Annotated in this window: 13 protein-coding genes; 4 read left to right on the top strand and 9 right to left on the bottom strand. The window is 49.8% G+C overall.

Annotated elements, in window-relative coordinates:
- Positions 1-16 precede the first annotated feature (16 nt).
- From SK39_RS00295 to SK39_RS00285, 3 genes are all read left to right on the top strand, one after another.
- A complete protein-coding gene (locus SK39_RS00295) occupies positions 17-544 on the top strand; it encodes a GNAT family N-acetyltransferase (RefSeq protein WP_032935758.1) in 528 nt (175 codons plus the stop codon).
- Between the two features lie 106 nt (positions 545-650).
- On the top strand, positions 651-2,102 hold the full coding sequence (locus SK39_RS00290) for a tagaturonate reductase (protein ID WP_048216473.1): 1,452 nt from the start codon (positions 651-653) through the stop codon (positions 2,100-2,102).
- Positions 2,103-2,317: 215 nt separating this feature from the next.
- Positions 2,318-3,232, top strand: a complete 915-nt coding sequence (locus tag SK39_RS00285) for a bestrophin family protein (RefSeq protein WP_046670674.1) — start codon at positions 2,318-2,320, stop codon at positions 3,230-3,232.
- Here SK39_RS00285 and SK39_RS00280 read toward each other — a convergent pair.
- Positions 3,229-3,606, bottom strand: a complete 378-nt coding sequence (locus SK39_RS00280) for a GFA family protein (RefSeq protein ID WP_003836296.1) — start codon at positions 3,604-3,606, stop codon at positions 3,229-3,231. The two genes, SK39_RS00285 and SK39_RS00280, sit on opposite strands and share 4 nt — an antisense overlap.
- 131 nt (positions 3,607-3,737) lie before the next feature.
- Complete coding sequence (gene tam, locus SK39_RS00275; protein WP_003836295.1) at positions 3,738-4,496, bottom strand: trans-aconitate 2-methyltransferase; 759 nt, start codon at positions 4,494-4,496, stop codon at positions 3,738-3,740.
- 110 nt (positions 4,497-4,606) lie between these two features.
- On the opposite strand from tam, the gene SK39_RS00270 reads away from it, so the two are divergent.
- Positions 4,607-5,140 (top strand): GNAT family N-acetyltransferase, encoded by a 534-nt coding sequence (locus tag SK39_RS00270; protein ID WP_016150236.1) that lies wholly within the window; start codon positions 4,607-4,609, stop codon positions 5,138-5,140.
- A 272-nt stretch (positions 5,141-5,412) separates the two neighbouring features.
- Here SK39_RS00270 and SK39_RS00265 read toward each other — a convergent pair whose 3' ends face one another.
- Genes SK39_RS00265 through SK39_RS00235 form a run of 7 tightly spaced genes read right to left on the bottom strand, consistent with a single transcriptional unit; the run spans position 5,413 to position 12,440 of the window.
- Positions 5,413-5,883: a hypothetical protein gene (locus SK39_RS00265; protein WP_016150237.1), complete on the bottom strand. Its 471-nt coding sequence runs from the start codon at positions 5,881-5,883 to the stop codon at positions 5,413-5,415.
- The gene (locus tag SK39_RS00260) at positions 5,870-6,634 is read right to left on the bottom strand and encodes a winged helix-turn-helix domain-containing protein (protein ID WP_016150238.1); all 765 of its coding nucleotides are present in this window, start codon (positions 6,632-6,634) and stop codon (positions 5,870-5,872) included. Before SK39_RS00260 ends, SK39_RS00265 begins: the two co-directional genes overlap by 14 nt.
- Before the next feature lie 55 nt (positions 6,635-6,689).
- Positions 6,690-7,346: a fimbrial biogenesis chaperone gene (locus SK39_RS00255; RefSeq protein ID WP_048216472.1), complete on the bottom strand. Its 657-nt coding sequence runs from the start codon at positions 7,344-7,346 to the stop codon at positions 6,690-6,692.
- Between the two features lie 7 nt (positions 7,347-7,353).
- Complete coding sequence (locus SK39_RS00250) at positions 7,354-8,697, bottom strand: fimbrial protein (protein WP_048216471.1); 1,344 nt, start codon at positions 8,695-8,697, stop codon at positions 7,354-7,356.
- The gene (locus SK39_RS00245; RefSeq protein ID WP_048216470.1) at positions 8,694-11,171 is read right to left on the bottom strand and encodes a fimbria/pilus outer membrane usher protein; all 2,478 of its coding nucleotides are present in this window, start codon (positions 11,169-11,171) and stop codon (positions 8,694-8,696) included. Before SK39_RS00245 ends, SK39_RS00250 begins: the two co-directional genes overlap by 4 nt.
- Entirely contained in the window at positions 11,158-11,871 is a 714-nt protein-coding gene (locus tag SK39_RS00240; RefSeq protein WP_231593824.1) for a fimbrial biogenesis chaperone, read from the bottom strand. Before SK39_RS00240 ends, SK39_RS00245 begins: the two co-directional genes overlap by 14 nt.
- Before the next feature lie 14 nt (positions 11,872-11,885).
- On the bottom strand, positions 11,886-12,440 hold the full coding sequence (locus SK39_RS00235; RefSeq protein WP_016150243.1) for a fimbrial protein: 555 nt from the start codon (positions 12,438-12,440) through the stop codon (positions 11,886-11,888).
- Between the last annotated feature and the right edge of the window lie 312 nt (positions 12,441-12,752).

The following is a 12,752-nucleotide window of genomic DNA, read 5'->3' as shown; positions in this document are numbered from 1 at the left end:
AATCTAAGGAGAAATCATGGCTTCCGGTAAACCCTGCTTTGTGCTGAGTGCGGCACAGATTCTGTCGCGAATCGACGAGCTCAGCGATGTTCTTGAGCGGTGCGTCAATGACGGCGCCTCCATCAGTTTTATGCTGCCCTTTAATCGCGAAAAATCAGAGCCTTTCTGGATGAACGTCGCGCAAAGTGTTTCTCGCGGAGAACGGATCGTTCTTGGTACGCAGAACGCGCAGGGGGCGCTTGTCGGTACCGTCCAACTCATTATCGATCAACCTGAAAATCAACCTCATCGTGCTGATGTTGCCAAACTGCTGGTTCACCCCTCAGCGCGACGCGGTGGCCTGGCTCGTGAATTGATGACCGAACTGGAAAGTTACGCGCGTCAACAAGGTAAAACACTGCTGGTACTTGATACGGCGACGGGCAGTGGCGCGGAGTTGTTCTACCACAATTGCGGGTGGAAAAAGGTAGGGGTGATACCTGACTATGCCCAAATGCCCGATGGGACGCTGACCGGGACCACACTTTTCTATAAAACGCTCTAATTTGTCGCCGGGGATTGATCAAAACAGGGTTTCAATGTATTAAAGTTTGCTAACATATTGGACCAATTCAATCAGGTTGTATGACTAATCATAAAGGGAACCCATTGTGCAAACACTAAATCGTCGCGATTTCCCCGGTGCTCAGTATCCTGAACGCATTATTCAGTTTGGTGAAGGAAACTTCCTGCGCGCCTTTGTAGACTGGCAGGTTGATCTGCTGAACGAACATACCGATCTGAACGCTGGTGTGGTCATTGTTCGTCCTATCGAAAGTACCTTCCCGCCATCGCTGAGTACGCAGGATGGCCTCTATACTACTATCATTCGTGGTTTGAATGAGAAGGGCGAGGCTGTCAGCGATGCTCGTCTAATTCGTTCAGTTAACCGTGAAATCAGCGTCTATAGCGAATACGATGAGTTCCTGAAGCTGGCACATAATCCTGACATGCGTTTTGTGTTCTCTAACACCACGGAAGCAGGTATCAGTTACCACGCGGGCGATAAGTTTGACGACGCGCCAGCGGTAAGTTATCCGGCTAAACTGACGCGTCTGCTGTTCGAACGCTTCAGCTATTTTAACGGCGCATTGGATAAAGGCTGGATTATCATCCCGTGCGAACTGATTGATTATAACGGTGATGCGCTGCATGAACTGGTTCTGCGCTACGCTCAGGAATGGATGCTGCCGGAAGCGTTTATTCAGTGGCTGGATCAGGCCAATGCATTTTGCTCTACGCTGGTGGACCGTATTGTTACCGGCTATCCGCGTGATGAGGTAGCTAAGCTCGAAGCTGACCTGGGCTATCATGATGCTTTCCTCGACACGGCAGAACACTTCTATCTGTTTGTTATTCAGGGACCGAAGTCATTAGCCGCAGAACTACGTCTGGATAAGTATCCGCTGAATGTCCTGATTGTGGATGACATCAAACCGTACAAAGAGCGCAAAGTGGCGATTCTCAACGGTGCTCACACTGCGCTGGTTCCTGTTGCCTGGCAGGCAGGGTTGGACACCGTGGGCGAGGCGATGAATGATGCAGAAATTTGCGCCTTCGTTGAAAAAGCTATTTATGAAGAAATCATTCCGGTACTGGATTTACCGCGCGATGAGCTGGCGTCCTTTGCCAGTGCGGTGACGGGGCGTTTCTGCAACCCGTATATCAAGCATCAGCTGTTGTCGATTGCCCTGAACGGGATGACTAAATTCCGTACCCGCATATTGCCGCAACTGCTGGCCGGGCAACAGGCCAGCGGTCAATTGCCCGCACGTCTGACGTTTGCGCTGGCGGCGTTGATTGCGTTCTACCGCGGGGAGCGTAACGGTGAGTCTTATCCGGTCCAGGATGATGCGCACTGGATTGAACGTTTCCAACAACTGTGGAGCCAACATCGCGATCGCCAGATAAGTACTGAGGCGTTGGTACGTACTGTACTGGCGGTCAAAGAACATTGGGAGCAAGACCTGACCCAGGTTTCTGGGCTGGTGGAGCAAGTTTCTGCCGATCTGGATGCCATCCTGGCAAAAGGTATGCGGGAAGCCGTTAAGCCACTGTGCTAAGACGACTACCGACAACCCGGCTCAGGCCGGGTTTTTTCTGGATATAAATTAGTTACAACATACTGTATTATTTATGTCATTAACCCAGTCTGTAACTTCCGTGCGGCTTCGTTTTGAGCAGGGCAAAAGTTGTTTGGATAATGTTGCGATTAACTTGCAACATTGATCGCTATCGCGTCTAATGTGACGGATTTCACATTTTCCCGAAGATAACCATGATCGTTCGTCCCCAACAACACTGGATGCGCCTGATATTCGTCTGGCACGGTTCCGTATTATCCAAGATTTTTTCACGTCTGCTGCTGAACTTCCTGCTTTCCATCGCCGTTATTATCATGTTGCCCTGGTATACGATGCTGGGCATTAAGTTTACCCTTGCGCCGTTCAGCATTCTCGGCGTGGCGATAGCTATTTTTCTGGGGTTTCGCAATAACGCCTGCTATTCACGTTACGTTGAGGCCCGACACCTGTGGGGGCAGTTGATGATTGCTTCCCGATCGCTTCTGCGTGAGGTAAAAACCACGTTACCTGACGATGCAGAACTGGGACAGTTTGTGCGTCTGCAAATTGCATTTGCTCACTGTTTACGCATGACGTTACGTAGAAACCCACAGGCGAAGCCGTTAGCGAAATATCTTAGCGAGAAAGATTTGCAAACGGTATTTGCCGCACAATCACCGGCAAACCGCATCTTGTTGCTGATGGGCGAGTGGTTGGCCGTACGCAGACGTAATGGTCAACTGTCTGACATATTATTTCACAGTTTAAACAATAGGTTAAATGATATGTCTGCAGTACTGGCCGGTTGTGAGCGGATTGCTAATACCCCGGTGCCGTTTGCTTATACCTTGATCCTTCATCGTACTGTGTACCTGTTTTGTATCATGTTGCCATTTGCATTGGTGGTCGATCTGCACTACATGACACCGTTTATTTCAGTGCTTATTTCCTATACTTTTATTTCGCTCGACACGCTTGCAGAAGAGCTTGAAGATCCGTTTGGCACTGAGAACAACGATCTGCCGCTGGATGCGATTTGCAATGCAATCGAAATCGATTTGCTGCAAATGAATGATGAAACAAATGTGCCAGCAAAGCATATGCCGGATAAGCACTATCAACTCACTTAGCGACGTTCGTTTTGCCACCACGCGGGCTGCATATCGGAAAACGAATGAAACTCCGGTGCAAGGTCTTCATCGTTAGGATCGTCAAAAGCACCGGCTAAAAGCGCAATGACCGGGGCGTCATCGATGGCGCCCACGGAACTGCCGCACTGAGGGCAAAAGGCCCGACTGGTCGTTTCTGATGAGCGCCAGGTTTTCGGTTTTCCGGCTTTTCCCGTCCATTCTACATTTTCTGCATCAAACTCAATCCAGACGACGGTAGGCGCGCCCGTATGTTTCCGGCATATATCGCAGGAGCAGGTATGGGAATTATTAGGACTGCTGGCTGTGAAACGGATCGAGCCACACAGACACCCACCAATGTAGACTTTAGACATAACAACCCCCGTCAGAAACATATTGCAAGACACTAGCAGAAGCCAGACATAGCCACTAGATCCTTATGATAAAAAGGCGAGGGTACGCATGGCTGATAGTTTATTCCTGTGATCTGCCAGATGATAAACGCTTAACTATTGCGTCTGGCAACAATAAACAATCGCGGAAATGCCAGTAAAATTTTGCCGTTCTCCTGCAACGGATATTGTTCCTGGAGCAGTTCATGGTAGCGCGCCAGGTAATGACGTTGCTCGCTTTCGCTCAAATCCTGCAACCAGGGGCGCAGGCCCGTCGAGCTTACCCAGTCGATAATTGCCTGATGCGAATCCATAATGTGATAATACGTTGTACGCCAGATATCTACATCACAACCCGCTTCGGTCAAAATATCATAGTAGGCGTGAACGCCAGGAAGCGGAGCACGGCCACGGTCTGGGTAATCTTGTTCATAAGCCACTTCGCGCATCAATACATGCGTTGGCTCCAGCCAGTTATCTGGCATTTGCACGGCCAGAACGCCATTGTGACTCAGTTGTGAGACCAGGTGCGGGAATAATTCATAGTGATCGGGTACCCACTGTAACGATGCATTGGCATAAAGCAGATCCACGGGGTGCTCTGCCTGAAACGTACTGATATCCGCTTCAATAAAATGGCATTTTGGTAATGTGTTGCGCGCTTCATTAAGCATCGCGGGTGAGGTATCAACCCCAGTTATTTGAGCTGAAGGCCAGCGCTGATGCAGTAATGCTGTACTGTTTCCCGGACCACAGCCAAGATCGACAACTGAACGAACACTTTCTAACGCCACTCTGCTAAGTAATTCCGCTGCGGGTCTTGAACGTTCAGTTTTATATTGCAAATAAAGCGAAGGGTTCCAGTCGGCCATGTATGAATCTCCAGTATAAGAAGAAAAGGCGGAAAGGGGGTTCATTAGTCCTTGCCGATGAGCAGCTTCTTTTAGAAGATTATATGAAAATGAATGATAAGGGCAGATTTATGCTGGAAACATCGAGACTGATTCTCCGTCAGTGGGAAGCGAAAGACAGAGCGCCATTCGCCGCGTTAAATACCGATTCCGATGTGATGCGTTTTTTTCCGGCTCCATTGCTACGGACGGAAAGCGACAATCTTGCCGCAAGATTCCAGGAAGGCATTACAGAGCGCGGCTGGGGATTTTGGGCCGTTGAACTACAAGAAACACACCAGTTTGTGGGCTGCGTAGGTTTACATCCACAACCTGATAAGTTTCATTTTTCACCCTGTACTGAAATAGGCTGGCGTCTTGCGAAATCATTCTGGCATCAGGGGTTTGCATTGGAAGCTGCTGAAGCCTGCCTGACTTTTGCTTTCGAGGAACTGGCGTTAACTGAGGTGGTTTCTTTTACTTCGGTGCTGAACAAACCGTCTGAGAACCTGATGATACGCCTTGGCATGAGTAAAGCAGAAGAGTTTGTGCATCCCGCGTTGCCGCCAGATCATCGATTAGCACAACATGTTCTGTATCGTCTGATACGCAGCAGCGCCGTTTAACACTATGTTTCAGCTGCACAAGAAGGACGACCAAAAAAACACAGGTTCTTTCTTACTCCATCTAAGTGCGCATAATGTATATTATGTTAAATTGAATTTGAACTGTATTAGGCTTCTAACCCCATGGACCTGTTCAGTCTTCGCCCCTTCTGATTTCTCTGTCGAATAACCAATCATGAAGGTCTGAGCAACAAAGTTCGCTCCTGCAGTTGAAATGCTTTGAGCACAAGCACTCTGGATGCAAACGCTATACAGAGTGCAATCTCAACGGTTTAACGCTGACAAAACACCGACGGCGAACGGCTGGTATAGAACTGCCATGTACTGCTATTGAGTCGCAATATGCTGAAATAAAATGGTTCTTTGGGTTTAAGGAAAAAATCTGGCAACGTTCTCGCTAACAATGGATGAATGTTAGTGCCACCGGAACTTGAAGCGACATTTCCGGATTCCATAAAGTAATCATCATCCTTGCGGGTAAAGGTAAACCAGACATTTTGATTTACCGCCAGCTTTTCACCGTTATTATCAGTGATTTTTCCGCGTAAAATAGCCACCCCATTGCTGCCATTAAAAACGTACCTGACTGAAATATCACCACGAATATCTGGATACTCCATTACTAATTCTCCGGAGCAATCAAAATGTGACCGCTGCCAGTTTTGTAACGTCATCGTGACTGCAATTGTTAACGCTACTGCTAAGATGATGCCAACACACCATTTTATATTACGTCCCCACATGTCTGGACTCCGCGAAATAATAATGGGTCACACAATCATTATCCTGCCAGCGGCTAAATTGCTTTCGACAGGTTAATGCGGAGATCCGCGGGAAATTAGGATACAGCGTGAGATAAACCCAGGGATAACTTTGACAATCCAGCGTATTTGTTTTGATAAACTGCTGGTGCTGATCAAATTTAAGCACATCCTGATTGACGTACCAGTGGCATCCCTCCCCTACGCCTAAAGACACATAGCGACTGAGTTTGGGATCAAACTGTGCCTCCCAGGTCACTATTGCGGCTATAACGCAGCACACAACACCCGCCAGAATCCAGCACAGTGAGCGCATACGCAGTGATTTTGTCACTGTATTTACCGGCGTTACCGATGGCGTGACAGAGAGATCGCTAAGCGGTTCTTCAATCTTCTGTTCCAGCACTTCCAGTTGTGGCTCAAGGCGGATCCCGACTTTCGGTACGGTTACGATAAGTTCTTCATTCAGGCCAAGTTCTTTAAACGCGCGACGCAGCAAGGAAATATTCTGATAGAACGTATTATTGGTGACCTGCGCACCGTTAATATACCAGACATGCTCAAAGAAATAATCACGTTCAATAACCTGCCCCTGTTGTTGAATTAATAATAGTAAACAACGGGTTGCCGGATTGCTTAATGTTATACGTTTGGTCTCATCTGATTTCGCGTAAAGTACGTTCCGCTCTGGCCAGAATACAACGGTACTGTTAAGCAAAAACACGTGTGCCATTATGTTCCCTGAATATGGATTTTTGTCAATTTAGCTAGCGCGAGCACTGCCAGCGTTAATTTACGACAGTTGAAAATCCCCAACGATTTCCTTCATCGTTAATCACAGTAAAGTTTATCTTATTATTCAGCATTTCAGGAGGTGCTGACTTAAAAATTACCTGCCGGGAACGCGGTGAAACCACTATTCCAGTTATGGAATAGTCTCCTGAAGTTACATTAGCCAGAGATATGTTCCAGGAACTCTGATTAACAGCGTAAATCCCCCCACTTTCATGGTGAAAACTTAGAAGATTGATGCTTTTTTCAGTCAACACGCCTATGTTTTTCGGTCTCCATAGGACTTTTAGCTGATTTCTTAACGTTAAGCGCACTTTTTCACCAGTTGGGCTATTTTTCAACTCCGCTGGAACCTGGTACACGTTGAGCCAGAATAACGACTCATAATCGTTGGCAAGCCCCGCCCCAGTCGTCATCACCTTTATCTCGCGTTGTTCACCGGGGAGAATTTTTAGCACCGGGGGAAGCACGATAAAAGGCGAGCTGGCCTGAGATGGCCCTTTCTCTGGCGTGCCGTCATCTACCCAACTTTGAATCACCACGGGATAATTACCGTCGTTGACTAACATCACCGAGCGTTGAGTCTCTCCGTGGTTGAAGATGACCCGAGTAGTACTGATGTTAACCGCTGCCTGCACGCCAAATGCCAACATCCAGAGGCTACTGAATACGCAATAAAACTTGTACATGTGACTGGTAGCCCCCCGCCGTTAACGTATCTGCACCAAAACTTGCCAGACGAGCTTCGAAGCTTTCGCTGTAGTAATTGATGCCATCCTGGCTGCCATTTTGCTGCGTATTGCTGCCAATGACTGGCATCCAGCCGCCTTCGCTACCGCTGCCGACAGTTGACACCGCCATAAAATTCACCGGACTACCCGCACGGTAAACACGCACGCCAACGCCGCGAGCCCGCCCGGGAGCGCCATATTGCGTATCTAATAGCCAGGTTACGGTTTTACCAGTAATCAAATTAAAACCCCAGGCGCTGTTGACGCTGCTTTCCGGTGCAAGCAGCCCCATTGCGACATTGCTCTTCCCGGTCGCCACACCGGAAACCACCGTTGATTCGCAGGCAAATCCTATCTGGAAGGGCGCTGATGAATACTCCCCCTGCTTGAGCTGGGCCACGGAAATTGGCGGCAGATGCACAACGGGCGTAAAATCGGTAACCTGACACATTGCTGCACGTTTGACGAAGATCCCGTTATTGTACAGGCTAATCACTGACGGCCAGTCATTCGCCCAGCCAGTCCAATTTCCTCCACGGTGTGGCTGACCTATCTTGATACCCCACGAAGTCGTACCGGGCCCACGAAAAACCACGTAAGCATTGGGATTCACATAACTATTGTAAGTAGCAGACTGCGCCTGGTTGGCGTAGTAGCGTGTATCCAGCGTTTTAATCAACTCGGCACTTATCGTCGAGAAGTTCTTGGCCTTAATCAGGAAGTTGCCATTGGTATCAAGATCCAGGTTTTCCAGTGGGCGTTGCTGCCAGCTGTCGGTAAAGACGCTGCCTGTCGCATCGTGCGTCAAGCGTAATGCGACGTTTTTCATGATGGTCAGATACGCGCCAGGTACATCCGTTGCTTCATACCAGCCAGCCACGGTGTCATCGCCGTTAGTTGACCAGGCTTCATAGAGTTGCCCGGCTGTGTCCGGTGTACAACGGAAAAATACCTGCTCAGGATCGTAACCGCCGCCTTTATGGGCATAAGTGGTAAAAGGGATCCCGCCGCTGGAGGTCAGGATCGTCCCTGCCGGCTGAAAACTGCTATTACTGGTGATATCGACAGACTTACTCAATCCCGGCAATAGCCCGTTCCAGGCATCGTTGCCGCCACCGGAGCGCCAGTCATTGGCAATGCCGTCCGTACTTGCACTAAGCCTGTGCGTGCCTTGTGCGCCACTACTTCCTGATTTATATGGATAAATAATGTATTCACAGGCGGCCTGTATCTGACAAGAAAACAGCGCCAGCACCAGAAAAAATAGTCTCATGAGCGCCCTTTTGTTACGCAAGCGACCGTTAATGCAATTAACGGTTCTGTACGTTGTTGTTGGTTAAGTTTCCACGGCAATGAACAATCACTGCTTTCCAGCATCAATAGTCCCTCTTCGTCTTCAACGCGGGCATATACCTGGTTCGCCTGGGCAACCATCCCGACTACACGACCTCGACCGTCGGTCACTGCCGCTCCCATCGGTAACGTCACGTCACTCTTCACAGTGATGAGTAGCGGATAGCCAGAGAGCGTTGCAAAACGCAGTTTTACTGCGGCCCCTGCCATTGGCGCAATGCGCCGTTGACTCTCCTGAAGCTCTGCGTTGGAGTTCATTTCACTACCGTCGAGAGTCACATTGTTATAACGATAAGGTGTCAATGAGGGGACCAGCGCATAACCCCCGCTGTTGACGGTTGCACCCTGTCCGCCCCCGACTCTGGCTCCCGCAGCGCCTGGCGCTTCCACCAGGGCAAATGTGTCGCCAACCCACGGGCCGGCAACAATGCCATGGCGATGTACAACGAGCGCCCCGCGTACCCCTGCAGACCATTGCTGATAGTTTTGTGACTGTGAGACGCTGCCGTTTAGCGTGCCGAAAGCCGTATTTTTTTGCAGTGAACCACCCCAGTCGGTCACGCTGTTTGACTCACCTTGCCCCTGTTGCCAGCCAGTAGACAGCGCGTAATTAAGGGTTTCATCCTGATCAAGCGCACCAGACAATGCCAACTGCGCATTGCGCCCAGCCTGTTGAGCCTGACTCGCCGACAGCGCCAGCGTATGCTCACGTTCGCCTATACCCAAAGGCATTGAGACGGTAAGCGTTGCCATGTTTTCTTTTTGCACTTGTGAACGGTCGCCGTTACGCCACCAGGTGTCCTGTCGGCTGAATGACATACCTAGTGTCATTCGTCCAAAGGTGGTGTTATACCCAGCCTGCAACTGAGTGCTGCTGCCACGGTCACTGTAGTAATCCATCATTGATCCCGACAGCCATAGGTTTCCGTAGCTGCTCAACGTTTGGTTCACAGTAACGGTAAACTGGTTTTTTTGACGCAGCGTATCCGAGCGCCATTGCGTATTGCTTCCGCTGACGCTTCGCTCACCCAGAACGTCACCGTAGTCACGATACCCTTCTGTGGAATAGCGATAACCCGCCAGCGCGACGTGAGTTCCTGTCGGGGTGAACGTTTTGCTCCAGTTGGTTTGCAGCCGCCAGCCACTCATGGTTTGAGAAGCAATCCGGGCCCGCGAACCGGTAACATCGACACCAAAAGCGCCCATCGACGTTGCCAGAACGCCTCCCATCAGCAGTGCCTGATAGTCGTCGCCGATCCGCAAAGCGCCATTAGCGGTCAGGAGATTCGTCATCCCGCGCTCCAGCGTGAAATCGGTAAACAGACCATCGGCCGCGCTGTAATCCCGGGTCTTACCTGCCACCAGACCGTAGCGCCAGACGCCGGGACGCAGTGATAAAGGTACGCTGGCATATGGCACGGTATAGCTACTCTTTTTGTTATCGGCGCCGGTGATTTCAACTTGTAAATCACCGTCCCAGGCTGTATTCGGCAAATCATCGAGTACAAAAGGGCCTTGTGGTACGCTGGTTTCGTAAAGCGTTCGACCATTCTGCTTAACCACAACGCGTGAAGGTGTAGATGCCGTACCACGAATTTCTGGGGCGTAGCCGCGTCGCGACTGTGGCCACATTCGTTGATCGGTTTCCAGTTTGACACCTGTAAACGCCATGCTGCCAAGCAGATTTCCCGAGGTGTAGCTTTCGCCTACCGTCAGTAAACTTTCCAGAGATGCGACAGGGTGTTGAAGCCAGGTTTGCAGCGCATCCCAACGTTGGCTTTCTCGATCGCCATCGCGCCGCCAGTTGGCAGACGACTGTTGGCGAAATTGCCAACTCCCCATGTTGAAGCCGCTGCTCAGTCCCAGCCAACCATAATCACTTTGCTGACCGTTATTTTTATTGTGATAGGCGTGCAGATTGTAGTTACTGAACAACACGCTCTCGCCGCTTTGCCACTGCGACGGCGGTACATAATCCATGGGGGTACGTTTTAATGCCGCCTGAGGAACGCTGAGATTCAGACGCAATAAGCTCTGGTCAAAATCCCAGCGTCCACCGCTGATCCGAGCTTCAGGGGCGAAGCAATCCTGCGCTTGTTCCGACGCTGCTGTTACGCCCTGTTCATCCCAGAATTTCGCCGGAAGACAGGGTTCGGTACGCCCTGCTGTATTCTGGCGAAACAACACATCATCCCGCCCTACATACCGTCCATTGAGCCAGACATCGACGCTATAACGTCCCGCGACCACCGCATCCGGATCGTTGAGCATTGCCAGGCTTTTTTCGTAACCACTCCCAAGCAACAATGTTTCGTCAAAGGTGTAATTGCTGGCAAAAACAGGCATCGCAGCTGGCAAAAAAAGCCACCACCAGCGTGGATTAGTTTCGGACATTGTCCTGTTTCTCCAATGCCACGCGCCCGCTTAATGAGGCTCCCTGATCGTTAATCCAGCGCATTTGCGCGTCATTCACTTGCGAAATTTTTGCAGGCCACGACATTGTCGCCCACGGTGCGATCGTTTCGCTCTGAATGCGCTGTTTTTTTCCCGCACCGCTGACGTCAAGTGACGAGAGCGCAAGATAGAAACCACTATTATTGCGTAAATGCAGCTTGCCATTCTGCAGCCAGATCCGGCTGGTGTTCGCCATCTCCAGCGGCGAACCCGCCAGCCCTTTGGGTCTTACCAATACTTTTACGCGACTACGTACCAGCACCAGAAGCTGGTTATCGTTTTGCGCATCCTTATTTATGGGCGGGATCTGAATGAAGTTAAACCACCATAGCGATTCCCTGTCCTGTGCAACGGGTTTGCCGATGTAACGCAGCCGCACAGTTTGCCCCGCGTGGGCCGCCATCCGAAAGACCGGTGGAGTGGTGACAAAAGGAGCGGCCGCAGTTTGTGGTACGGATTGTGCATCGCCATCATCAAGCCAAACCTGAACGACACCAGGGACGTCGCCGCGATTAGTTAATTGCACACTGACTTCCCGGCTGTCTGCCGGATAGATTATCCGGTTGCCGGTCATCACTATGCTTGCCTGCACGCAGAAGCACATCATCATTCCAACTAAACCAATAGCCAATCCTTTCATCACGCAGATCTCGCTTACAAATAGGAAATGGCGTATTGCACAGTGCCGACAACTGTCCCGGCGGTTGCTCCACCGTTCGGGCTAAAATACTGCACGGCAAAGTCGTGCTCACCGGAGGTATTTCCGGCCGCAACGGTGATTCCTGCAACTGGAGTTCCAGTACGCAAATCAATCGGCGTAGTGCCCGCGCTATCGGTCAGCAGTTGTAATTCAACATTTTGCGCTGTACCCGTATTAGCCAGGTTTCCACGCTCGGTCATATTATTTGCAACGAAGACGGTTTTAATATCCAACGCATTAGAATCAACAGTACAACCAGTAACGCCGAGGGTGAATGTTGTCAGGCCTGCTGAAGATGCTGCTGCCGCGAGATCGCTTTTCGCAACCGACGGCAGTAATACTACCGGCCGTGCATTTACACCGTTAACCGTGACCTCGCAAGTTTGTTCGGTCACTTCGCCTTTAAAGGTGATGGTATTTGCTGAATCAGCATACGCTATCTGCGCTAACAATAACGCAAGGCCACCAGCTGCAAATATGTAACTGGTATGAGGATTATTGATTTTCATATTGTCTGTCCTTAATTAATAAATACATCGGTATCGTAATAAATAATTCAATAGTCCCTCTCCGCTGAGAGCGGAGTATTTATTGAGGGATACAGCGACGCCAGTAATGTCTTATGACTCCGTAGGATTAACCCTACGATGACTGCTAGTTTAAGAATAATCCCAGAGATTAAAACCTTTGTTTTCTCAAATCATATTAGGTCGGTCTTAAATAAGATCTAAATCTCGATGCTATCGATATAACTCATTGTTTATATTAAATTTTATCTACAGGCATGATTTCCCTAAGAAAAATTTTCTTAACCCGAATTA

Origin of the sequence: Citrobacter sp. BIDMC107, from assembly GCF_001037575.1 — a bacterium.
GTDB classification, from domain to species: Bacteria; Pseudomonadota; Gammaproteobacteria; order Enterobacterales; family Enterobacteriaceae; genus Citrobacter; species Citrobacter freundii.
The sequence above is the reverse complement of the archived record's forward strand: the minus strand, read 5'-3'. Positions and strand labels throughout refer to the sequence as shown.